This is a genomic window from Lysobacter sp. CA196 (genome assembly GCF_052078695.1).
Classification (GTDB): domain Bacteria; phylum Pseudomonadota; class Gammaproteobacteria; order Xanthomonadales; family Xanthomonadaceae; genus Lysobacter.
This window is the reverse complement of sequence record NZ_JBQJIN010000003.1, coordinates 1-26,563: the sequence shown is the minus strand read 5'-3', so window position 1 is coordinate 26,563 and position 26,563 is coordinate 1. Positions and strand designations below refer to the sequence as shown.

General features: G+C 70.2%; 2 protein-coding genes (1 of these 2 cut by a window edge). Both read left to right on the top strand.

From position 1 onward, the window contains the following. Positions 1-25,541 carry the 3' portion of a non-ribosomal peptide synthase/polyketide synthase gene (locus tag ACTOWK_RS04170; RefSeq protein WP_441328930.1) on the top strand. It extends 2,281 nt beyond the left edge of the window, so the window shows 25,541 of its 27,822 coding nt (coding positions 2,282-27,822); its start codon lies beyond the left edge, outside the window; its stop codon occupies positions 25,539-25,541. After that, the coding region (locus ACTOWK_RS04165; protein ID WP_441328929.1) for a condensation domain-containing protein at positions 25,522-26,563 on the top strand (1,042 nt) is incomplete at its 3' end. The genes ACTOWK_RS04170 and ACTOWK_RS04165, both read left to right, overlap by 20 nt.

Below are 26,563 nucleotides of genomic sequence, written 5' to 3'. Positions count from 1 at the left end.
CCGACGCCGGACGCGTGCCGATCGGCGCGCCGCTCGACAATATGCGCGTCTACGTGCTCGACGGCGCCCTGCGGCCGGTGCCGGTGGGCGTAGCCGGCGAGCTGTACATCGCCGGCAGCGGCGTCGCCCGCGGCTACCTCCATCGCCCGGCCTTGAGCGCCGAGCGCTTCGTCGCCAATCCCTTCGAGCACGGCAGCCGCATGTACCGGTCCGGCGACCGCGTGCGCTGGCGCGGCGACGGCCGCATCGATTACCTCGGCCGTGCCGATCAGCAAATCAAGTTGCGCGGCTTCCGCATCGAACTGGGCGAGATCGAAACGGCCCTGGCCCGCGCCGGGCATGCGCAGAACGCGGTGATCCTGCGCGAAGACCGGCCCGGTCAGCCGCAGCTGGTCGCCTACGTGGTCGGCCACGAGATCGACACCGAGAGGCTGCGCGAGGCTCTGGCCGGGCGCCTGCCCGAGTACATGCTGCCGAGCGCCTTCGTCGCGGTGCCGGCCTTGCCGCTGACCGGCAACGGCAAGCTCGACCGCAAGGCTTTGCCTGCGCCGGAGATCGACGCCCGCAGCCATCGCGAGCCGCGCAACGAACGCGAACGGGTGCTGTGCGAATTGTTCGCGCAGGTGCTGGGTCTGGAGCGCGTCGGCATCGACGAGCATTTCTTCGCTCTCGGCGGCCACTCGCTGCTCGCGACCCGGTTGATCGGGCGGGTCCGTGCCGCGCTCGAGGTCGAGCTGAGCCTGCGTGTGGTATTCGAGGCGCCGACGGTCGAAGCGCTGGCCCGACGCTTAGGCGAAAGCGCACCGGCGCGGCCGGCGCTGACCCGGCGCACGCGTCCGCTGCAATTGCCGCTGTCGTTCGCCCAGCAGCGTCTGTGGTTTCTGCATCAGTTCGAGGGGCCCAGCCCGACCTACAACATCCCGCTGGCCCTGCGCCTGGACGGCGTGCTCGACCGCGACGCGCTGCGCCTGGCGATCGCCGATCTGCTCGACCGCCACGAGAGCCTGCGCACCGTATTTCCCAACGGCGACACGCCGCAGCAGCGCGTGCTCGCTACGGCGGTAGCGCCGTTCGAGATCGTCGATTGCGACGAAGCCGGTCTCGACCAGGCGCTGGCCCGCGCGGCGAGTCATGGCTTCGACCTGAGCCAGGAGATTCCGCTACGCGCGAGCCTGTTCCAGCTCGCCCCGCAACGCCAGGTCTTGTTGCTGCTGATGCACCACATCGCCGCCGACGGCGCCTCGTTGGCGCCGCTGGCCGAGGATCTGGCCCTGACCTATGCCGCCCGTTGCCAGGGCCACGCGCCCGAGTGGGCGCCGTTGCCGGTGCAGTACGCCGACTACGCCCTGTGGCAGCGCCGATTGCTCGGCGATGTCGGTGAGGCTGCCAGCCTGGCCGCACGCCAAATCGCCCACTGGAGCGAAGCGCTCGCCGAGCTGCCGGAAGGCATCGAACTGCCGACCGATCGGCCGCCGCCGCAGACGCCCAGCCATCGTGGCCACAGCCTGCGTTTCGCCGTGGACAGCGAGGTGCATGCCTCGCTGTCGGCCTTGGCCCGGCGCCAGGGCGCGAGTCTGTTCATGCTGCTGCAGGCCGCGCTCGCCGCGACCCTGAGCCGGCTCGGCGCCGGCACCGACATCGCCATCGGCACGCCGGCCATCGGCCGCGACGATCCGGCGTTGGAGCGTCTGGTCGGCATGTTCGTCAACACCCTGGTGTTGCGCACCGACACCTCCGGCAATCCGAGTTTCGCCGCGCTGATCGAACGCGTGCGCCGCTTCGACCTGGCCGCGTATGCGCAGCAAGAGCTGCCCTTCGAGCAATTGGTCGACGCGCTGAACCCGGTCCGCAGCCTCGGCCGACACCCGCTGTTCCAGGTGATGCTGTCGCTGCAGGCGGCCACGCCTGCGCTACCGGCCCTGCCCGGCCTGCGCAGCGAGTTGCTGGCCTTCGATGCGCCGGTCGCCAAGTTCGATCTCAGCTTCGATTTCACCGAGCACCAGGCCGGCGGCGGCGCCTCGCGCCTGACCGGCTTGCTGGAGTACGCGACCGACCTGTTCGACGAGGCCACCGCGCAATCCATCAGCGACGGCCTGATCCGGATGCTCGCGGCGATGGCCGCCGACCCGCAACAGCGCATCGGCGAGGCCGGCCTGTTTGATCCCGCGCAACGCCGACGCCTGCTCGAAGCCTCGCGCGGCGACTCGGTCGAAGTGGAAGCGACCGCCCTGCCGCAGTGGTTCGAGCGCCAGGCCGCGGCCACGCCCGAAGCGATCGCCCTGGTCTGCGGCGACGACGAGATCGACTACGCCACGCTCGAACGACGCGCGAATCGACTGGCCCACCTGCTGATCGGCGAAGGCGTCGGCGCCGAGAATATCGTCGCCCTGGCCCTGAACCGTTCGGTCGACAGTGTCGTGGCGATGTTGGCCGTGCTCAAGGCCGGCGCCGCCTATCTGCCGCTCGACCTCGAACATCTGGGCCCCCGCCAGCACGAGATGCTGCTGGATGCCGCGCCGACGCGCGTGCTTGCCCACGCCGATATCGCCGCCCGTCTCGGATCCGATCTGCCGTTGCTGACGCTCGACGACGCCGCATTCGAGGCGCGTCTGCAATCCATGCCGATACAGGCGCCGACCGATCTGCAACGAGTGCACCCGCTGCATCCGCAGCACCCGGCTTATCTGATCTATACCTCGGGCTCGACCGGCCGACCCAAGGGCGTGCTGGTCGCCCACGCCGCGCTGTCGCACCTGTTCCAGCACCAACGCAGCACCCTGTACCGCGCGGTCGCAGGCGACAACGGCACAACGCGGGTACGCTTCGCCCTCACCGCGACCTTCGCCTTCGACACCGCCGTCGAAGGCCTGCTGTGGATGAGCGCCGGCCATCAGCTGGAACTGATCGACGACGACACCCGCCGCGACGGCGAACTGCTCATCGCGCACCTGCGCGAACGGCGCATCCATGCGGTCGACCTGACGCCCTCGCATTTCGAGCCGCTGCGCCAGCGCGGCCTGCTCGATCCCGCACACTGGCATCCGCGCAGCGTGATCCTCGGCGGCGAAGCCATCGCCCCGGCGCAATGGCAGGCTTTCGCCGAGCGCGACGACGTACGCGGCTACAACGCCTACGGCCCGACCGAATACGGCATCGATGCCGCGTTCGCCGCAATCGACGGTGAGGCTGCTGCGCCCTCGGTCGGCCGCGCGATCTGGAACACCCGCGCCTACGTGCTCGACGCCTGGCTGCAGCCGGCGCCCGATGGCGTGACCGGCGAGCTGTACCTGGCCGGCCCCGGCCTGGCGCGCGGCTATCGCGAGCGCGCCGCGCTCAGCGCCGAACGCTTCGTCGCCGACCCCTTCCATGCCGGCGAGCGCATGTACCGCAGCGGCGATCGGGCACGACGCCGTCGCGACGGCCGCCTGGAAGTGCTCGGCCGCATCGACGATCAGGTCAAGATCCGGGGCTTCCGCATCGAACTCGGCGAAGTGCAGGCCGCGCTCGCCGAACTCGGCCATGCCGACAACGCGGTGATCGCACGCGAAGACCATCCCGGCCATAAGCGCCTGGTCGCCTATGTGGTCGGCGAAGCGGTCGACACCGCGGGCTTGCTGCGCCAACTCGGCGAGCGCCTGCCCGATTACCTGCGCCCGGCCGCGGTCGTCGCCCTCGACGCCCTGCCGCTGACCCGCAACGGCAAGCTCGATCGGCGCGCCTTGCCGGCACCGAGCGTCGATGTCGTGCATAGCGCCGCGCCGGAGTCGGCGCAGGAGCGCCTGCTCGCGCGCTTGTTCGCCGACGTGCTCGGCCTGGCCGAGGTCGGCGTCGACGACGGTTTCTTCGCCCTCGGCGGCGACAGCATCAGTTCGATCCAATTGGTTGGTCGCGCCCGTCAGGCCGGGCTGCGCCTGAGCGCCCGCGACGTGTTCCAGCACCAGAGCGTGCGCGCGCTCGCGGCGGTCGCGAGCGTACTCGACCCGGCATCGATGCCGGCGCAGTCGACCGTCGACCCGGTCGGCGAGCTGCCGGCCACCCCGATCGTGTGCGACCTGTTCGAGCAGGACGGCCCGTTCGGACAGTTCCAGCAATCGATGCTGCTCCGCGTGCCGGCGTTGCGCGAGGCGCCCTTGTTGGCCGCCCTGCAGCGCCTGGTCGACCATCACGACGCGCTGCGCCTGCGCGTCGAGGCCGGCCCGGCCCTGCGCGTCGGCGCCGCCGGCAGCGTGCGGGCGCGGGATTTGCTGCGACGCATCGACATCGATATCGACGGCTTCGACGCCGCCGCGCGCAAACGACTCATCGAAGCCGAAGCCAAGGCCGCGCAGACCCGGCTCGATCCGCACGCCGGCCGTATGCTGCAGGCGGTCTGGTTCGACGGCGGCGAGGACTCGCGTCTGCTGCTGACCGTGCACCATCTGGCCGTCGACGGCGTGTCCTGGCGCATCCTCGTGCCCGACCTGCGCATGGCCTGGGAGGCCTGCGCCGAAGACCGTCCCGCCCTACTGGCACCAGTGCCGACTTCGCTGCGGCAATGGGCGCTGGCCTTGCCGGCCGCCGCCGAACATCGCCGCGCCGAACTACCGTTCTGGCGCGCGATGCTCGACGGCGATGCCGTTGCGGTCGCGGCGCGTCCGCTCGATCCGCAGCGCGACCCCCTCTCCAGCCAGCGCAGCCTTAGCCTGCGCTTGGACAGCGACAGCACGCGCCTGTTGCTGACCCGCGCGCCTGAAGCGATCCACGGCCGCATCAACGACGTCCTGCTGACCGCATTCGCGCTGGCCTTGTCGGCCTGGCGCGGGGCGAGCGGCGCGAACGGGGACGACGCTTCGGTGCTGTTCGATCTCGAAGGCCACGGCCGCGAAACCGGCCTGCTCGAAGGCGCCGATCTGTCGCGCACCGTCGGCTGGTTCACCAGCCTGTTCCCGCTGCGCCTGCGTCTGCCCGATGCCAATGCCGACGCCGCGTTGCGCGGCGGCAAACCGCTGGAGCGCGCGCTCAAGTCGGTCAAGGAACAACTGCGTTCGCTGCCCGACAACGGCGTCGGCTACGGCCTGCTGCGTCACCTCGACGACGAAGGCCGCGCCGCACTCGCCGGCCTGCCGGCGCCGCAGGTCGGTTTCAATTACCTGGGCCGTTTCGATCTCGATGCCCACGCCGACGGTCTATGGAACGCCGCCGAGCCCGGCCTCGCACTCGGCAGCGGCGGCGACACGGCGATGCCGCTCGCGCACGCCATCGAACTCAATGCCCTGACCCTGGCCGGCGAGCACGGCCCGCAACTGTGTGCGAACTGGAGCTGGGCGGGCGAGCTGTTGCGGCAGGACGAAGTCGAGGCTCTGGCCGAGCACTGGTTCGCGGCGCTGCGCGCGATCGCCGCCTACGCCGCCGCCAGCGACACGCGCCGGCTGACCCCGTCGGATCTGGAACTGGTCGCGATCGACCAGGCCACCATCGAGCGCCTGGAATCGACCCAGGCGCTGGCCGAAGTGCTGCCGCTGTCGCCATTGCAGCAGGGCTTGCTGTTCCACACCTTGTACGACCGCTCCGCACCCGACGCCTATCTGACCCAGATGGTGTTCGAGCTCGACGGCGCCCTCGACGGCGACCGCCTGGAACACGCCGCACGCGACCTGCTCGCCCGCCATCCGCATCTGCGCGCGGCCTTCGTCCACGACGGCCTCGACCAGCCCCTGCAACTGATCCCGCAGGACTTGCTGCTGCCCTGGGAAGTGATCGACCTGAGGCCGTTGACCGCGGAACGCCGCGACAGCGAACTCGAACGCCTGCTCGCCGACGATGCGCAACGTCCGTTCGACCCGGCGCAATCGCCGCTGCTGCGCTTCACCTTGCTGCGCTGCGCCCACGACCGCCATCTGTTGGCCTTCACCAGCCACCATCTACTGCTCGACGGCTGGTCCTCGCCGATCCTGATACGCGAGCTGTTCGCGCTGTACCGCGACGGCGCCGACGCGGCGCTGCCGCGAGCGACGCCTTACCGCGATTACCTGCGCTGGCTCGCCAGCCGCGACACGGCCGCCGCAAGCGCCGCCTGGGGCGCGGCCTTGGCCGGTTTCGAGGAACCGACCCGCATCGCCGCGGCGACCACCGCGACGGTCGCGCCGGAAGTACGCCGCTACAACGCCGACGCCGCGCTCAGCGCCCGCCTGGACGCGCAGTCGCGCCGCCTCGGCGTGACCCTGGCCAGCTTCGTCCAGACCGCCTGGGGCCTGGTGCTGGCGCAACTGAGCCATCGCGACGACGTCGTGTTCGGCGCCACCGTGTCCGGGCGCCCGCCCGAGCTGGCCGGCGTCGAAGACATGATCGGCTTGTTCATCAACACCTTGCCCTTGCGCCTGCGACTGCATCGGGACGAGACCGTCGGCGCCTTGTTGCAACGCCTGCAGGACGAACAATCGGCCTTGCTCGACCATCAGCACCTCAGCCTGACCGAGATCCAGCAGTCGGCCGGTCATGCCGAACTGTTCGACACCCTGGTGGTGTTCGAGAACTTCCCGATCGGCGCCGACGCCAGCGGCAGGGTCGAGGTCGACCCGCAACTGAGCGCGCGTTTCCACGGCCACCGTGGCGGCGATGCCTCGCATTACCCGCTCGGTCTGGTCGCGGTGCCCGGGCGCGAACTCGCGCTGAAGCTCAGCTATCGCCCGGACCTGTTCGATGCAGCAGCGATCGACCGCATCGCCTCGCGCTGCCTGCTCGCGCTCGAGGCGCTGGCCGGCGATCCGCAGGCACGCGTCGGCCAGATCGACCTGTTGCCGGGCGATGAGCGCCGCCTGCTGCAACAGTGGAGCGACACCGCCCATGCCTTCCCGGCACTGCCACTGCCGGCCCTGTTCGAAGCGCAGGTCGCGCGCACGCCCGACGCCGTCGCCGTAGTGTTCGAGGGCGAGCGTCTCAGCTATGCCGAACTCGACGCCCGCGCCAACCGCCTCGCACACCGCCTGATCGCCGACGGCATCGGCCCGGAGAGCATCGTTGGCGTGGCCTTGCCGCGTTCGCTTGAGCTGATCGTCGCCCTGTACGCGGTCAGCAAGGCCGGTGCGGCCTATCTGCCGCTGGACACCGATTATCCGGTCGAGCGCCTGGCCTACATGATCGACCACGCCGCGCCGGTGCGAGTGCTGACCCGCTCGGACGTCGCTGCGCGCTTGCCGGCGCAGGCCGCGTTGCTGTCGCTCGACGATACCGAAGTGCTCGCCGCGCTGGCCCGGGCCAGCGATCGGGCGCCGAGCGACGCCGAACGCATCCGTCCGCTCGAACTCGACCATCCGGCCTACGTGATCTACACCTCCGGCTCGACCGGACGTCCCAAAGGCGTGGTCAATTCGCACCGCGGCATCGTCAACCGCCTGGCCTGGATGCAGGCCGAATACGGCCTGCGCAGCGACGACACGGTGTTGCAGAAGACCCCGTCGAGCTTCGACGTGTCGGTGTGGGAGTTCTTCTGGCCGCTGCTGGAAGGCGCGCGTCTGGTGGTGGCCCGCCCCGACGGCCATCGCGACCCGGCCTATCTGGCCGCGCTGATCGAGCGCGAAGCGATCACCACCGTGCATTTCGTGCCATCGATGCTCGACGTGTTCCTGTCCGAGCTGGCCATGCGCGGCGCCGATGGTGCGACCAGCTGCACCGGCTTGCGCCGCATCCTGTGCAGCGGCGAGGCCCTGTCGGGCGAGCTGCGCACACACGTACGCGAACAAATCGCACGGCCGCTGCACAACCTCTACGGCCCCACCGAGGCGGCGGTCGACGTCAGCGCCTGGGCCTGCCGCGACGACGAGACCGGCGCGCAGGTGCCGATCGGCGCGCCGATCTGGAATACCCGTTTGTACGTGCTCGATGCCGCGTTGCGCCCGGTGCCGGTCGGCGTCGCCGGCGAGTTGTACCTGGCCGGTGTCGGCCTGGCCCGCGGCTATCTGTCCAATCCGGCGCTCACCGCCGAGCGCTTCGTCGCCGATCCGCATGCGGCCGACGGCTCGCGCCTGTACCGCACCGGCGATCTGGCGCGCTGGCGCGCCGACGGCCAGGTCGAGTACCTCGGCCGCGTCGACCATCAGGTCAAGATCCGCGGCCTGCGCATCGAACTCGGCGAGATCGAAGCCGCGCTGGCCCAGCTCGGTTGCGCCCAGCACGCGGTGATCGCACGCGAAGACCGCCCCGGCGACAAACAACTGGTCGCCTACGTCGCCGCCGAGTCGATCGATGTCGACGCCCTGCGCGAGGGCCTGGCCGCGCGCCTGCCCGAGTACATGCTGCCGAGCGCCTTCGTGCGCCTGGACGCCCTGCCGCTGTCGCCGAACGGCAAGCTCGACCGCAAGGCCTTGCCGGCGCCGGACTACGCCCCGCATGCGCATTCGCGCGGCCCGCGCGACGCCACCGAGGCCTTGTTGTGCGCGCTGTTCGCACAGGTACTGGGGCGCGAGCGGGTCGGCATCGACGATAGCTTCTTCGCCCTCGGCGGACATTCGCTGCTCGCCACGCGCCTGATCGGGCGCGTACGTGCGACCTTCGACCTGGAACTGCCGATCCGCGCCTTGTTCGAAGCGCCGACCGTGGAGGCGTTCGCTCGCCGCCTCGGCGAAGGCGGGCGCGCGCGCCTGCCGCTGTCGGTACAGGAACGCCCGCAGCCGCTGCCGCTGTCGTTCGCTCAGCAACGCCTGTGGTTCCTGCACCAGTACGAAGGCGCCAACGCCATCTACAACCTGCCGCTGGCGCTGCGCCTGCACGGCGAGTTGCATGCGGCCGCCCTGCACGCGGCGATCGCCGACCTGGTCGAACGCCACGAAAGCCTGCGCACCGTGTTCCCCGGCGGCGACATGCCGCAGCAACAGGTGCTGGCGAAGGTCGCGGTCGAACTGCATGCGCTCGATTGCAGCGAAGCCGACTTGCCCGAACGCCTGGCCGCGGCGGCCGCCTACGGCTTCGACCTGGAACGCGAGATTCCGCTGCGTGCGAGCCTGTTCAAACTCGGCGAGCAGGATCACGTGCTGCTGCTGTTGCTGCACCACATCGCCGCCGACGGTGCTTCGCTGGTACCGCTCAGCGAGGATCTGGCACAGGCCTACGCCGCACGTCGCCAAGGCCAAGCGCCGGGCTGGGCGCCGCTGCCTGTGCAGTACGCCGATTACAGCCTGTGGCAACGGCGCGTGCTCGGCGCCGGCCCGGCCTCCGGCAGCACCGACGACGACAGCGCGTATGCGCGCCAGCTCGCCTGGTGGACGCGGCGCCTCGCCGCCCTGCCCGATCAACTCAGCCTGCCGACCGCGCGGCCGCGTCCGCAGGTCGCCAGCTACCGTGGCGCCTCGCTGTCCCTCGCCATCCCGGTCGATCTGCATCGCAGCCTTGCGGCGCTGGCGCAGCGCGCCGGCGCGACCTTGTTCATGGTGTTGCAGGCGGCATTGGCGGCCACCCTGACCCGTCTGGGCGCCGGCACCGACGTTCCCATCGGCAGCCCGGTGGCGGGTCGCACCGATGCCGCGCTCGACGACCTGGTCGGCCTGTTCCTCAACACCCTGGTGTTGCGCACCGACACCTCCGGCAACCCGAGTTTCGAGCGCTTGCTCGAACGCGTGCGCGACGCCGACCTGGCCGCCTACGAACACCAGGACCTGCCGTTCGAGCAACTGGTCGAAACGCTCAATCCGGTACGCTCGCTGGCCCATCACCCACTGTTCCAGGTGATGCTGGTGCTGCAGAACAACCCGCCGCCGCAAGCGGCGCTGGCCGGCCTGCGTTGCACGCCGCAGCGCCTGGCGCTGGCCTCGTCGAAGTTCGACTTGAGCTTCGATTTCAACGAAGCCTTCAATGGCGACGGCGCACCCGGCGGCGTCGACGGCACCCTCGAATATGCACTGGATCTGTTCGACCACGACGACGCGCACGCGCTGACACAGCGCCTGCTGCGCGTGCTGGCCGCGGTCGCGGCCGATCCGTCGCTGCCGCTGGACCGCATCGAGCTGCTCGACGCGGACGAACACCGGCGCTTGCTGGTCGAGGCCAACGCCACCGCACGCCTGCAACCCGGCGAGACCCTGCCGGCGCTGTTCGAGGCCCAGGCGCGACGCAACCCCGATGCGACCGCCGCGGTCTGCGCCGATGTCCGCTTGAGCTACGCCGAACTCGACGCGCGCGCCAACCGCCTTGCCCACGTCCTGATAGCGCAGCGCATCGGCCCCGAGGACATCGTCGCCATCGCGCTGCCGCGTTCGCTCGACATGCTGGTGGCCCTGCTAGCCACCCTCAAGGCCGGCGCTGCCTATCTGCCGCTGGACCCGGACTATCCGGTCGAACGCCTGGCCTACATGGTCGAAGACGCGCGTCCGTCCGCCCTGATCGGCGATACCGAAACCCTGGCCTTGCTCGCCGGCAGCGAGGTCGCCTTACGTTATTCGCTCGACGACGAGGCGCTGCGCAAGCGGCTCGCCAAGGCCGATGCGCAGGCCCCGCGCCAGGAGCAGCGCGTGCGCGCCCTGCGCCCGCGCCACCCGGCCTACGTCATCTACACCTCCGGCTCGACCGGCCGGCCCAAGGGCGTGGCGATCGAACACCGCGCGCTGGAAAACTTCCTCTGCGCGATGCAGCGCGAACCCGGCCTCGACACCGGCGAGCGTCTGCTGGCGCTGACCCCGATCTCGTTCGACATAGCCGGGCTCGAGTTGTACCTGCCGCTGCTGTGCGGCGCCGAGTTGCATATCGCCCCGCGCGAGATCGCCATGGACGGCGAGCGCCTGCGCGAGCACATCGCCGCGATCGCGCCGAGCGTGATCCAGGCCACCCCGGCGACCTGGCAGATGCTGCGCGCCGCCTCGTGGAAGCCGACCGCCAACTTGCGCGTGTTATGCGGCGGCGAAGCGCTGCCGCCGGAGCTGGCCGAGTTCCTCGCCGCCGATGCGGCGGCATTGTGGAATCTGTACGGCCCCACCGAAACCACGATCTGGTCGCTCGCCAGCCGCGTCGTCGCCGCCGAGCCGGTGCGCATCGGCGTACCGATCGACAACACTCGTGTCTACGTACTCGATGCCGGCCTGCGGCCGGTGCCGAGCGGCGTCGCCGGCGAGTTGTACCTGGCCGGCGATGGTCTGGCGCGCGGCTACTTCCGCCGCCCTTCGCTGAGCGCCGAGCGTTTCGTCGCCGACCCGTTCGCGGACGGCGAGCGCATGTACCGCACCGGCGACCTGGCGCGCTGGGGTCATGACGGCCGCCTGGATTTCCTCGGCCGCGTCGACCATCAGGTCAAGATTCGCGGCTTCCGTATCGAACTCGGCGAAATCGAAGCGGCCCTGGCCCAGCTCGGTCACGCCCGTAACGTCGTGGTCGCGCGCGAGGACCGCGAAGGTCTCAAGCGCTTGGTCGCCTATGTCGTCGCCGACAGCCTCGACGGTGCCGTCCTGCGCCAGGCGCTGGCCGAGCGCCTGCCCGAGTACATGCTGCCCTCGGCCTTCGTCGCCCTGGACGCGCTGCCGCTGACGCCGAACGGCAAGGTCGACCGCAAGGCCCTGCCGGCACCGGGCGAAGCCGACCGCGCCGCCGAGACCTATCGCGCCCCGCAAACACCGCAGCAACTGCTGTTGTGCGAGTTGTTCGGCGAAGTGCTCGGGGTCGAACGGGTCGGCCTGGACGATCATTTCTTCAGCCTCGGTGGGCACTCGCTGCTCGCCACCCGTCTGGTCAGCCGGATTCGCGCCGCGCTCGGCATCGAGCTGCCCTTGCGTGCCCTGTTCGAGGCGCCGACCGTGGCAAGCCTCGCCGCGCGTTTGCCCGCGGCCGAGCTGGCCCGCCCGGCGTTGCGGCCGCAGGCGCGCCCGGCCTTGCTGCCGCTGTCGTATGCGCAGCGCCGGCTGTGGTTCATCCAGAAGTTCGAACAGCACGCGGGCAGCGGCGATGCCGGCGCCGCCTACAACATCCCGATGCCGCTGCGCCTGTCGGGCCGGCTCGACCTCGACGCCCTGCGCGCCGCGCTCGACGACGTGGTCGCCCGCCACGAAAGCCTGCGCACGATCTTTCCGGAGGCCGACGGCACCCCGTATCAGCAGGTGCTGTCGCTCGACGATAGCGCGCCGCAGTGGTCGCTGATCGAAGCGAACGCCGACACCCTGTCGGAGCAACTGCATGCCGAAGCCATGCACGTGTTCGATCTGGCCCACGAGACGCCGCTGCGCAGCCGCCTGTTCCGTCTCGGCGAGCAGGAACACGTGCTGCTGGTGGTGCTGCATCACATCGCCGGCGACGGTTCCTCGTTGGCGCCGTTGGCGCGCGACCTCGGCCGCGCCTATACCGCGCGTTTGCAAGGCCGCTCGCCCGACTGGGCGCCGCTGCCGGTACAGTACGCCGACTACACCCTGTGGCAACAGCGCCTGCTCGGCAGCGAACAAGACCCCGACAGCCTGATCTCGCAGCAGTTCGGTTACTGGAAAACGCAACTGGCCGACCTGCCCGAGCGCATCGAGCTGCCGACCGACCGGCCGCGTCCGTTGGTCGCCAGCTATCGCGGCCGGCAATGGGCGTTGAGCATCGACCCCGAACTGCACGCGCGCCTGCTGGCACTGGCGCACCGTCATGAGGCGAGCTTGTTCATGGTGCTGCAGGCCGGCCTGGCCGCGCTGCTGCACCGGCTCGGCGCCGGCGACGACATCGCCCTCGGCAGCGCCATCGCCGGGCGCAACGACCAGGCCCTCGACGATCTGGTCGGCTTCTTCGTCAACACCCTGGTGCTGCGCGCCGATGTCTCCGGGCAGCCGAGCTTCGAGACCCTGCTCGGCCGGGTCCGCGCCACCGCGCTGGCCGCCTACACCCATCAGGACGCACCGTTCGAGCGTCTGGTCGAACTGCTCAACCCGACCCGCTCGACCTCGCACCACGCCCTGTTCCAGGTCGGCATGGTCCTGCAGAACGTGGCCGAAGCCGAGCTGCGCCTGCCCGGGCTGAGCGTGTCGATGCACAGCGCGGATTTCCGCAGCGCCAAGTTCGACCTGTTCTTCAACCTCGGCGAACGCCTCGCCGCGGACGGCGTGCCTGCTGGCCTCGACGGCGTCATCGAATACGCCACCGACCTGTTCGACGAAGCCTCGATCGAACGCCTGTGGCAGCGCCTGCTGCGCTTGCTCGACGCCGCCGCCCGCGACCCGCAGCGCAGCATCGCCGCGATCGACCTGCTCGACCGGGACGAACGCCAGCGCCTGCTCGGCGATTGGAACCACGCGACGCTCAGCGATGCGAGCCCAGCCATCGCCGACGCCACCATCCCGGCCCTGTTCGCGCACCAAGTCGCACGCGATCCCGACGCGCCGGCGCTGCTGTTCGGCGACAGCCGCCTGAGCTATGCCGAACTCGACCGCCGCGCCAATCGTTTCGCCCATGCCCTGATCGCCCAGGGCATCGGCCGCGAGGACTGCGTCGCCATCGCCCTGCCGCGTTCGCCGGAAATGGTCGTCGCGGTGCTCGGCATCCTCAAGGCCGGCGCCGCCTATCTGCCGCTGGACCCGGACTATCCGCCGGAACGTCTGGCCTACATGCTCGCCGATGCGAAACCGGCGCGCTTGATCAGCCGCCGCGAGATCGAAGCGCGCCTGCCCGAACACGGCGTGACGAGCTGGTTGCTGGACCTGCCGGAAACCGTGCAGACGCTCGCCGCGCAAGCGACCGATGCGCCGCGGCTCGCCGCCGCATCGCCGGCCGATGCCGCCTACGTCATCTACACCTCCGGTTCGACCGGTCGGCCGAAGGGCGTGGTCGTCACTCATGCCGGCGTGCCGAGCCTGCTCGCCAGCCAGATCGCCGCCTTCGAGGTCGGCCCGGGTTCGCGCGTGTTGCAGTTCGCCTCGCTGAGCTTCGACGCCGCGTTCTGGGAACTGTGCATGGCCTTGTTGTCGGGTGCGGCCCTGGTGGTCGCCGAGGCCGACCGATTATTGCCCGGCGAGGCCCTGGTCGAGACCCTGCAGCGCCACGAGGTCACCCATGCGACCCTGCCGCCGGCGGCGCTGTCGGTGCTCGGCGCCGATGCGCTCGCGAGCTGCAGCGACCTGATCGTCGCTGGCGAGGCCACCGCGCCGCAGTTGGTCAAGACCTGGTCGCAAGGCCGGCGCATGACCAATGCCTATGGCCCGACCGAAACCACGGTGTGCGCGACCCTGAGCGCGCCGCTGGCGGGTGCGTCGGTGCCGCCGATCGGCACGCCGATCCTCGGCGCCCGTGTCTACCTGCTCGACGCCGGCCTGCAGCCGGTGCCGGTCGGTGTGCCCGGCGAGTTGTACCTGGCCGGCAAGGGCCTGGCGCGCGGTTATCTGCATCGCCCGGCGCTCAGCGCCGAGCGTTTCGTCGCCGATCCCCATGTCGCCGGCGAACGCATGTACCGCAGCGGCGACCTGGCGCGCTGGCGCGCCGACGGCCAACTCGAATTCATCGGCCGGGTCGACCATCAGGTCAAGCTGCGCGGTTTCCGTATCGAACTCGGCGAGATCGAAGAAGTGCTGCAGGGCCACGCCGCGGTCGCGCAGTCGATCGTGGTCGCGCGCGAAGACGTGCCCGGGCACAAGCAACTGGTCGCCTACGTGGTGCTGGAACACGAGCGCGATGCCGACCGCGACCAAGGCCAGGAATCGCGCCTGATCGGCGAATGGGAAACCATCTACGAAAACCTGTACGGCGAAGAACCGCCGCAGGCGGTCGAGTTCGGCGAGAACTTCCACGGTTGGAACAGCAGCTACGACGGCTCCGAGATCGCCCTGGAACAGATGCGCGAATGGCGCGCGGCCACGGTCGAGCGCATCCTCGCGCTGCAGCCGCGGCGGGTGCTCGAAATCGGCGTCGGCAGCGGCCTGATCCTGTCGCAGGTGGCGCCGCACGTCGAGGCCTACCACGGCACCGACCTGTCGGCGGCGACCATCGAGCGCCTGCGCGGCGAGATCGACCAGCAAACGCACCTGGCCGGCAAGATCGAACTGCATGCGCGGCCGGCGCATGAGATGCACGGCCTCGGCGACAGCCTGGCGAGCGATGGCCAGGACGGCCGCTTCGACACCATCGTCATCAACTCGGTGCTGCAGTATTTCCCCAACGGCGACTACCTGCAGGAAGTGATCCGTCAGGCAATGGACCTGCTGACGCCGGGCGGCGCGCTGTTCCTCGGCGACGTGCGCAACCTGCAGCTGCAACGCAGTTTCGCCACCGCGATCCAGCTGCACCAGGCCGATGCCGACACCGATGCCGCGACCCTGCAGCGGCGCATCGAACAGATCCTGCTGGCCGAGAAGGAACTGCTGGTCGCACCGGAATTCTTCAGCCAGCTGCCGCAACGCCTGGACACGATCGCCGCGGTCGATATCCAGACCAAGCGCAGCGCCTACGGCAACGAGCTCAGCCGCCACCGCTACGAGGTGGTGTTGCGCAAGGGCCCGCTGCCGCTGCATTCGCTGGCGTCGCTGCCGGTGCTCGAATGGGGCCGGGACGTAGCCGGGATCGACGCCGTCGCCGTGCATCTGCACGACCGACAGCCGGCCGGCCTGCGTCTGCGCGGCGTGCCCAACGCCCATCTGCAGCCCGAACTCGATGCGCTGCAGACCTTGGCCTGCGGCAGCGCCATCGCCGAAGTGCGCGCGCACTTGATCGCCGCCGGCAGCGCCATCGACGCCGCGAGCGAGGCCTTGGTGCAACTCGGCCGCGGCCTCGGCTACCGGGTCGCCACGACCTGGTCCGGCGGCGCCATCGGCGACGGGCTGGACCTGCTGTTCGTGCACGACGACGCAGCACGGGTCTGGAGCGACCTGTACCTGGCGCACGCGCCGCGCGACTTCGCCGCCTGCACCAACAACCCGGCCAGCTTCGACCAGTTCAGCGATCTGCGCCGCCACGTCGCCGCGCAGTTGCCGGACTACATGCAGCCGGTGATGGTGTTGCTGCCGTCGATGCCGCTGACCCCGAACGGCAAGATCGACCGCAAGGCTTTGCCGGCCCCGGATTTCACCCCGACCCATCACCGCGCCGCGCGCAACGACCGCGAACAGATCCTGGCCGAGCTCTACGCCGAAGTATTGGGCCTGCCGCGGGTCGGCATCGACGACACCTTCTTCGATCTCGGCGGCGACAGCATCATCTCGATCCAGTTGGTCAGCCAGGCGCGCAAGGCCGGTCTGCTGATCACCCCGCGCGACGTGTTCCAGCACCAGAGCGTCGCCGCGCTGGCCCTGGTCGCGCGCGATGCCGATGAGGCCGCGCCGCCCCTGATCGACGAGCCGCTCGGCGAACTGCCGATCTTGCCGATCCTGCGCTGGTTCCTCGATCGCGAGGTCGCCCTCGACGGCTTCAACCAGTCAGTGCTGCTGCGGGTGCCGGCCGGCCTGGCCGAAGCCGAGCTGCGCGACGCGTTCGCCGCCCTGCTCGACCACCACGACGCCTTGCGCCTGCGATTGGACCGCGACGCCGCCGACGCCTGGCGCCCGCAGGTGCCCGAGCGCGGCAGCGTCGACGCCGCAGCCTGCCTGCGCCGCGTCGACGTCGCCGGCCTGGACGGCGCCGCGCTCAAGCTGCGCATCGATGCGGCCGCGGCCGAGTCGGCGCAGGCCTTATCCTGCGAACGCGGCGACCTGCTGCGTGCGGTCTGGTTCGACGCCGGCAGCGACGGCGGCCGCCTGCTGCTGACCATCCATCACCTCGCCGTCGACGGCGTGTCCTGGCGCATCCTGATTCCGGACCTGCGCGACGCGGTCGAAGCCATCCAGGCCGGCAAAACGCCGGGCTTCGCCCCACGCAGCCATTCGCTGCGCGCCTGGTCGCAGCAGTTGTTCGACGACGCGCATTCGCCACAACGCCTGACCGAATTGCCGCATTGGCTGGCCGTGACCGAGACCGTCGACCCGGCGTTGTCGCCGGTCGCGCTCGACTCCACCCGCGACACCGGCGCGAACTGCGAACACCTCACCCTGAGCTTGCCGAGCGAGATCGCCAGCGCCTTGCTGACCAGCGTGCCGGCGCGCTTCCACGCCCGCATCAACGACGTGCTGCTGAGCGGCTTCGCCCTGGCGGTCGGCGATTGGCGCCGCCGCCACAGCGGCGCGGCGGTCGATTCGCTGCTGCTGGACCTGGAAGGCCATGGCCGCGAAAGCGAGCGCAACGGGCTCGACCTGTCGCGCACGGTCGGCTGGTTCACCAGTCTGTATCCGCTGCGCCTGTCGCTCGACCAGATCGACCTGGAGCGCGCCTTCGCCGCCGACGCCGAACTCGAACGTCTGGTCAAGCGGGTCAAGGAACAGCTGCGCGCGGTGCCCGACCACGGCCTCGGCTATGGTCTGCTGCGCCATCTCAACGCCGACACCGGCGCGGCGCTCGCCGCAAGACCCGCCGCGCAGATCAGCTTCAATTACCTCGGCCGCTTCGGCGTGTCCGAAACCCGCGACTGGGAACAGGCCGAGGAAGAAGTCGCCAGCAGCGGCGGCGATGCCATGCCGATCGCCCATGCGATCGAGCTCAATGCCCTGACTCAGGACCGCGCCGACGGCCCCGAATTCGTCGCCACCTGGTCGTGGCCGCGGGCCTTGTTCGATCGCGCCCAGATCGCCGATCTGGCCGAGACCTACGCTCGCGCCCTGCGTGCGCTCGTCGCGCTGCTCGAACGCGAAGACGCCGGCGGCCTGAGCCCATCCGACCTGCCCTTGGTCGCCCTCGACCAGGCCCGCATCGAAACCCTGGAGCGCGGCCACGGCGGCGCCCAGACCGTCGCCGACGTACTGCCGCTGACACCGTTGCAGCAAGGCCTGCTGTTCCACGCCCTGTACGACCACGAGGGGCCAGACCCCTACGTGGTGCAGGTGCACTTCGATCTCAACGGCCCACTCGACGAAGCGCGTCTGCGCGGCGCCGCGCAACAGCTGATGCAACGTCATGCGCACCTGGGTGCGGCCTTCGTCCACCGCGGGCTGGAAACCCCGGTGCAGCTGATCCCGCGGCAAGTGCCACTGGATTGGCGACGGGTCGATCTCGACACGGTGCCGGCCGCGCAACGCGAAGCCGAAACCGTACGCGTCGGCGAAACCGAGCACTTGCGCCGCTTCGAGCTCGACCGCGCGCCCTTGCTGCGTTTCACCCTGATCCGCCTCGGCGAAATGCAACATCGCCTGCTCATCACCAACCACCACATCCTGCTCGACGGTTGGTCGCTGCCGGTGCTGGTGCAAGAGCTCTTCGCGCTGTACGGCGGCGCCGAGCTGGCGCGCGCCACCCCGTACCGCGACTACCTGGCCTGGCTGGGCCAGCGCGATCCGGCCGCGGCCGAACAGGCCTGGCGCGAGGTCCTCGCCGACATCGACGAACCGACCCTGTTGCTGCCGTCGCGCCCGGCCGCGTCCGGCGAGCAATCGCATCACGCCCTCGACCTGCCCGAGCCGTTGTCGCGCACTCTGGCGCAGTTGGCCCGCCGCCACGGCCTGACCTTGAACACCCTGGTGCAGGGCGCCTGGGCGCTGCTGCTCGGGCGCATGCTCGGCCGCGACGACATCGTGCTCGGCACCACGGTATCGGCGCGTCCGCCGGAACTGCGCGACGTCGCCCAGATGATCGGCTTGTTCATCAACACCGTGCCCTCGCGCGTGCGCCTGCAGCCCGGCCAGAGTTTCATCGACCTGCTGCTGCACCTGCAGGCGCAGCAGGCCGGCCTGATCGATCACCAGCACCTCAACCTGTCCGAGCTGCAGCGCCTGGCCGGTTTCGAGCGCCTGTTCGACAGCCTGTACGTGTTCGAGAATTACCCGATCGATCACAACGGCCTGGAGTCGGCGCTCGGCGAGCTGCGCATCAGCGGTTTCCACAGCAGCGATGCCACCCACTATCCGCTGAGCTTGCTGGTCACGCCGGGCGCACGCCTGTCGTTCCGTTTCAACTACGACCCGGCACGCTTCGACGCGCTCAGCATCGAACGCCTCGCCGAGCGTCTGTCGCGCCTGCTCGACGCCGTCGCCGCGCACCCCCAACGCGCCCTGGAGCAGTTCGACCTGCTCGACGACCGCGAGCGCCGACGCGTGCTCTACGACTGGAACGGCAACGAGGTCGAGCTGCCCTCGCAGACCGTGCCGCAGTGGTTCCAGCAACGCGTCGCCGCCGCGCCCGACGCGGTCGCGGTGGTCTGCGCCGGCCACGAGTACAGCTACGCCGAACTCAACCACCGTGCCAACCGCTGTGCGCATGCGCTGATCGCGCACGGCGTCGGCCCCGAGGACCGCATCGCCATCGCGGTGCCGCGTTCGCTCGACACCGTGGTCGCCGTGCTCGGCATCCTCAAAGCCGGTGCGGCCTATCTGCCGCTCGATGCCGATCACCCGGCCGAACGCCTGGCCTGGACCCTCGCCGATGCGCGTCCGCGCAAGGTCATCGCCACCCGTGCCAGCGCGGCGCGTCTGCCCACCGACGCCGAATTGCTGCTGATCGACAACGACCACGGTTTCGCCTCCGAACTCGCGCATGCACCGAGCCACGACCCGGACGACCGCGAACGCATGCGTGCGCTCGATCCGCGCCACCCGGCCTACGTCATCTACACCTCCGGTTCGACCGGTCGGCCGAAGGGCGTGGTCGTCACCCACGCCGGCATTCCCAGCCTGACCCACAGTCAGATCGAACGCTTCGGCCTCGACGTCGACAGCCGCGTTCTGCAGTTCGCGTCGATGAGCTTCGACGCTGCGGCGATGGAAATGCTGATGTGTTTCGCCGCCGGCGCGACCCTGGTGCTGCCGCCGCCGGGCCTGCTGCTCGGCGACGCGCTCGCCCGCACCCTCGACGAGCAGCGCATCAGCCACACCCTGATTCCGCCGAGCGCGCTGAGCAGTCTCGACCCGAGCGTGCAGACCTGGCCGAGCACCCTGATCGTCGGCGGCGAAGCCTGCCCGCCGCACGTCGCCGCGGCCTGGTCGGCCGACCGGCGCCTGGTCAATGCCTACGGCCCGACCGAGATCACCGTCTGCGCAGCGATGAGCGGCGTGCTGTCGCCAGCCACCCTGGCCGGTACGGCGCCGCCGCTCGGTACGCCGATCGCCAACACCCGTCTGTACGTGCTCGACGCCATGCTGCGCCCGGTGCCGGCCGGCGTGGCCGGCGAGTTGTATATCGCTGGTGCCGGCCTGGCACGCGGTTATCTCGATCGCCCGGGCCTGAGCGCCGAACGTTTCGTCGCCGACCCGTTCGTGATCGGCGAGCGCATGTACCGCAGCGGCGACCGCGCCCGTTGGCGCGAAGACGGCCAGCTCGATTACCTCGGCCGCGCCGACCAACAGATCAAGCTGCGCGGTTTCCGCATCGAACTCGGCGAAATCGAAGCGGCGCTGGCGCAATGCGGCCATGCCGGCAATGCGGTGATCGTGCGCGAAGATCGGCCCGGTCATCCGCTGCTGGTCGCTTATCTGGTCACCCATGAAGCCATCGACGAAGACGGCCTGCGCCGCCGCCTCGGCGAACGCCTGCCCGAGTACATGGTGCCGTCGGCCTTCGTCGCCCTGCCTGCGCTGCCGCTGACTGCCAACGGCAGCAAGCTCGATCGCAAGGCGCTGCCGGCGCCGGAGTTCGCCGCGCAACCGGCCTCGCGCGGCCCGCGCAACGCCGCCGAAGCGATCCTGTGCGCGCTGTATGCCGAGGTGCTCGGCCTGGAACGGGTCGGCGTCGGCGACAGCTTCTTCGCCCTCGGCGGCCACTCGCTGCTCGCCACCCGTCTGATCGGCCGCATCCGCGCGACCTTCGATGTCGAGTTGTCGATCCGCACCCTGTTCGACGCGCCGACCGTGGAAGCGCTCGCGCGCGCCCTGCCTTCGGGTGGCGGCCGCCGTGCGCCGTTGATCGCACAGCCGCGGCCGCAGCGCCTGCCGCTGTCGTTCGCCCAACAGCGTCTGTGGTTCCTGCATCAGTTCGAGGGCCCCAGCGCGACCTACAACATCCCGCTCGCTCTGCACCTGGACGGGGCACTCGACCGCGATGCCTTGCGTGCCGCGCTCGCCGATCTGGTCGAGCGCCACGAGAGCCTGCGCACGGTATTCCCCGCGACCGCCGTCGCCGGCGAAGCGCCGAGCCAGTGCGTGCTGGCCCAGGCCGAAGTGCCGTTGGCGGTCGCCGATAGCGACGACGAACGCCTGCGCGCCGACCTGTCGCAGGCCGCCGCCTACGCTTTCGACCTCAGCCGCGAATTGCCCTTGCGCGCGCATCTGTTCGCGCTCGACGCGCAGCGCCACGTGCTGTTGTTGCTGCTGCACCACATCGCCGGCGACGGCGCCTCGCTGGCGCCGCTGTCTCGCGACCTCGCCCAGGCCTATGCCGCACGTCTGCGCGGCCGTGCCCCGGATTGGTCGCCGTTGCCGGTGCAGTACGCCGACTTCAGCCTGTGGCAACGCCAGGTGCTCGGCGACGAGGGCGACGCCGGCAGCCTGCTCGCTCAGCAGACCGAGTACTGGAAGCGCACGCTCGCCGACTTGCCGGAACTGATCGCCCTGCCGAGCGACCGACCGCGGCCACCGACCTCGAGCTACCGCGGCGGTCATCTGTCGTTGCCGCTCGACGCCGCCTTGCATGCGCGTCTGGCCGCGCTCGCCGGGCGCCACGGCGCGACCGTGTTCATGGTCCTGCAGGCCGCGCTCGCCGCGACCCTGAGCCGGCTCGGCGCCGGCGACGACATCGCCATCGGCACGCCGGTCGCCGGCCGCTCCGACGCCGCCCTCGACGATCTGGTCGGCGTGTTCCTCAACACCCTGGTGCTGCGCAACGACACCTCCGGCAACCCGAGCTTCGCCGCCCTGCTCGGCCGCGTGCGCGAGACCGACCTGGCCGCCTACGAACACCAGGACCTGCCGTTCGAACGCCTGGTCGACGCGCTCAAGCCGGTGCGCTCGATGGCCCATCACCCGCTGTTCCAGGTGATGCTGTCGCTGCAGAACCACGCCCAGGCCGAGCTGGAGCTGCCCGGCCTGCGCAGCCGCAATGCCGAGTTCGACCTCGACATCGCCCAGTTCGACCTCAGCTTCGACTTCACCGAGCTGCACGACGAACGCGGCGCACCGGCCGGCCTGCACGGCATGATCGAATTCGCCGTCGACCTGTTCGATGCCGACACCGCGCAACGCATCGGCGCGTATCTCGAACGCATGCTGCGTGCGGTCGCCGACGATGCCGGCCGCGCCATCGGCGAGGTCGAACTGCTCGATGCCGACGAACGCGAACGCGTGCTGGTCGGCTGGAACGGCGCCCGGGTCGCGCCGTCCGGCCGCTGCCTGCCGCAGTGGTTCGAGGCGCAAGTCCGGCGGACGCCGGACGCGGTCGCCGCGGTGTGCAGCGAAGCCTCGCTGAGCTACGCCGAACTCAACCGCCGCGCCAACCGCATCGCCCACGGTCTGATCGCCGCGGGCATCGGCGCCGAGGACCGCATCGCCCTGGCCTTGTCGCGTTCGCTCGACACCGTCGCCGCCATGCTCGGCGTGCTCAAGGCCGGCGCGGCGTATCTGCCGATGGACACCGAGCACCTCGGCCCGCGTCTGCGCGAGCTGCTCGCCGAGGCCGCGCCGCGGATGCTGCTGGCTCACAGCGCCATCGCCGACGCGCTTATCGACGATGCCCCGCTTGCGTTCGCTGCGCCGACCTGGCGACTCGACGATGCCGAAGGCCAACAGCGCCTGCTCGATGCGCCCGAGCACGATCCGAGCGACGCCGACCGTCGTCGGCCGCTGCATGCCCTGCACCCGGCCTATGTCATCCACACCTCGGGTTCGACCGGCAAGCCCAAGGGCGTGGTGGTGACCCATGTCGGCGTCGCCAATCTGTTCGAGGAACATCGCGAGCGCCTGTTCTTTGATGTCGTGCGCCACTCCGGCCAGGACCGCATCCGCTTCGCCCTGACCGCGACCTTCGCCTTCGATACCTCGCTGGAAGGCCTGCTGTGGCTGTGCGCCGGCCAGGAACTGCACCTGGTCGACGACACCACCCGCCGCGACGGCGAAGCCTTGCTCGACTACATCGCGACCCGGCGCATCGACGCGGTCGACCTGACCCCGGCGCACTTCGAGCAACTGCGCGCGATCGGCCTGCTCGACGAAGGCCGCAGCCACCCGAGCACGGTCGTGCTCGGCGGCGAGACGGTCGGCGAATCGCAGTGGAAGGCGCTGCGCGAGCATCCGGTGCGCGGCTACAACTGCTACGGCCCGACCGAATGCACCGTCGACGCGAGTTATGTCGCCATCGACGAGATCGAAGAAGGCGACCGGCCCAGCATCGGCACGGCCCTGCGCAATACCCGCTTGTACGTGCTCGACGCGCGCCTGCGGCCGGTGCCGGTCGGCGTGGCCGGCGAGTTGTATATCGCCGGTGCTGGCCTGGCCCGCGGCTATCTCGGCCGCCCCGAGCTCAGCGCCGAACGCTTCGTCGCCGACCCGTTCGCCGCCGGCGAACGCATGTACCGCTCCGGCGACCTGGTGCGCTGGCGTCGCGACGGCCGTCTCGAACACCTGGGCCGCGCCGACCATCAGCTCAAGATCCGCGGCTTCCGCATCGAACCGGGCGAGATCGAAACCGCGCTCGCAGCGGTCGGCTATGCCGGCAATGCGGTGATTGCGCGTGAGGACCGGCCAGGCCAGCGTCAGTTGGTCGCGTATGTGGCGGCGCCGCAGATCGATGCCGCGCAACTGCGGCGCGAACTCGCCGAACGCTTGCCCGAGTACATGCTGCCGGCGGCCTTCGTCGCCGTGCCGGCCCTGCCGCTGACCGCCAACGGCAAGCTCGACCGCAAGGCGCTGCCGGCTCCGCAGGTACAGGTCGACGTCTCGGCCGCGCCGGGCAACGAGCTGGAACAACGCCTGTCGGTGCTGTTCGCCGAGGTGCTCGGGCTCGATGCCGTCGGCATCGACGACGGCTTCTTCGCCCTCGGCGGCGACAGCATCAGTTCGATCCAGTTGGTCAGCCGCGCCCGCCAGGCCGGCCTGCGCCTGAGTGCGCGCGAGGTGTTCCAGCACCAGACCGTGCGCGCGCTCGCCACGGTCGCCACTGCGCTCGAACAAGTCGTTCGACTGCCAGCAGTGGCGTCGACCGGGCCCTTGCCGGCGACGCCGATCCTGCGCGACCTGTTCGAACAGCCGGGGCCGTTCCGGCAATACCAACAATCGATGCTGCTGCGGGTGCCGACGCTCGCCGCCGCGCCCTTGCTGCACGCGATCCAGGCTCTGCTCGATCACCACGATGCCTTGCGCCTGAGCGTGTCGGCGACGCATGAGTTGGAGATCGCCGAACCCGGCCGAGTGCGGGCCGACGACTGCGTACTCGCGGTGTCGCTGCACGGGCTCGATGCGGCCGCACGCGAGGCCGAGATCGCCGCCCAGGCCCAGGCCGCGCAGGAGCGCCTCGACCCGCAGGCCGGACGCCTGCTGCAGGCGGTCTGGTTCGACCACGGCGAACACTCGCGCCTGTTGCTGGTCGTGCATCACCTGGTCGTCGACGGCGTGTCCTGGCGCATCCTCGTGCCCGACCTGCAATCCGCCTACGAACAGGCTGCGCGCGGCGTCGATAGGATCGCGCTCGACCCGGTGCCGACCTCGTTGCGCGAATGGGCGCTGGCCCTGCCCGAGGCGGCGCAACGGCGCAGCGCGGAATTGCCGTTCTGGCGTTCGATGCTCGACGACTCTTCGCCGTCGTGGTTCGCGCGTCCGCTCGATCCGCGGCGCGACACCCATGCGAGCCTGCGCAGCCTCAGCCTGAGCCTCGACGTCGCCACCACCGAGCGCCTGCTGATCCAAGCGCCGGAACGCATCAACGGCCGGGTCAACGACGTGCTGCTGACCGGGTTCGCGCTGGCTGCGTTCGCCTGGCGGCGCGAGCGCAGCGACGACCTCGATACGCATAGCCTGCGTTTCGACCTCGAAGGCCACGGCCGCGAGACCGCGGTCGTCGACGGCCTGATCGACGACGCCGACCTGTCACGCACCGTCGGCTGGTTCACCAGTCTGTTCCCGGTGCGCCTGCAGGCCGACGAGTTCGATCCGGTCGAAGCCTGGGCCGGCGGCAAGGCTCTGGAACGCGCGCTCAAGTCGATCAAGGAACAACTGCGGCAAGTGCCCGACCAAGGTATCGGCTACGGCCTGTTGCGGCATCTGCATGCGCAGGCCGGTCACGAACTCGCTGCATTCGCACCGCCGAGCCTCGGCTTCAACTACCTCGGCCGCTTCGCGGTCGGCGCCGCCGACGACGGCGTGATGTGGAACGTCGCCGACGACCCCGGCGCCTTCGGCGGCGGCAGCGACGACGCTCAGCCCTTGCCGCACGCGATCGACCTCAACGCCCTGGTCCAGGACGGTCCGAACGGGCCGCGCCTGTGCGCGAACTGGAACTGGGCCGGCGAACTGCTCGACGAAAGCGAGGTGCGTGCTTTCGCCGACGCCTGGTTCGACGCGCTGCGCCGCATCGCCGACTTCGCCGCGGCCGCCGACACGTCGACCCTGACCCCGTCGGACGTGCCCATGGTCGCGCTCGACCAGTCCGACATCGAACTCCTGGAATCGATCTATGCGCAACTCTCAGATTGAAGATCTGCTGCCGCTGTCGCCGTTGCAGCACGGCTTTTTGTTCCATGCCCTGTACGACCAGGAGGTGCAGGACAGCTACGTCGTGCAGATGGTGTTCGCGCTCGACGGCGCGCTCGATGCGGCGGCTTTGCAGGCGGCCGCGCAGGCGCTGTTGCGGCGCCACGCCAGCCTGCGCGCGGCCTTCGTCCACCACAAGATCAAGGAGCCGGTGCAGGTCATCCAGCGCGAGGTCGAGTTGCCGTGGCGCGAGGTCGAGCTGGGTGGTTTGCCTGCGGACGAACGTGCCGCAGTCTTGGCGCGTGCGATCGCCGACGACCAGCAGCAACGCTTCGAACTGACCCGCGCGCCGCTGCTTCGCTTCGTGCTGGTGCGCGAGTCGGCGACGCGCCATTACTTGCTGTTCACCAGCCACCACATTCTGCTCGACGGTTGGTCCTCGCCGATCCTGTTGCAGGAGTTGTTCGCGCTGTACCGCAACGGCGCCGACGTGCAGGCGCTGCCGCGGGTCACGCCCTACCGCGATTACATGCGTTGGTTGACCTCGCGCGACGCCGCCGCCGCGCGCACGGCCTGGCGCGATGCCTTCGCCGGCTTCGAGGAGCCGAGCCGGATCGCGCCGGCGACCACCGCGCCGGCGGTGCCCGACACCGTGCGCATCGACCTGCCCGACGCACTCGCGCAAGCGCTGACCCGGCTCACGCGCGGCCTCGGGGTCACCCTCAACACCGTCGTGCAGGCGGCGTGGGGACTGTTGCTCGGTCGGCTGACCCATCGCCGCGATGTCGCCTTCGGCACCACCGTGTCGGGCCGGCCGCCGGAACTCGCCGGCGTCGAGCAGATGGTCGGCTTGTTCATCAACACCTTGCCGCTGCGCCTGCAATGGCGGCCCGAGGAATCGGTGCGCGAGCTGCTGCTGCGTCTGCAGCACGAACAATCGGCACTGCTCGATCACCAGCATCTCGGCCTGACCGAGATTCAGCGCCTGGCCGGGCACGGCGAGTTGTTCGACACCTTGGTGGTGT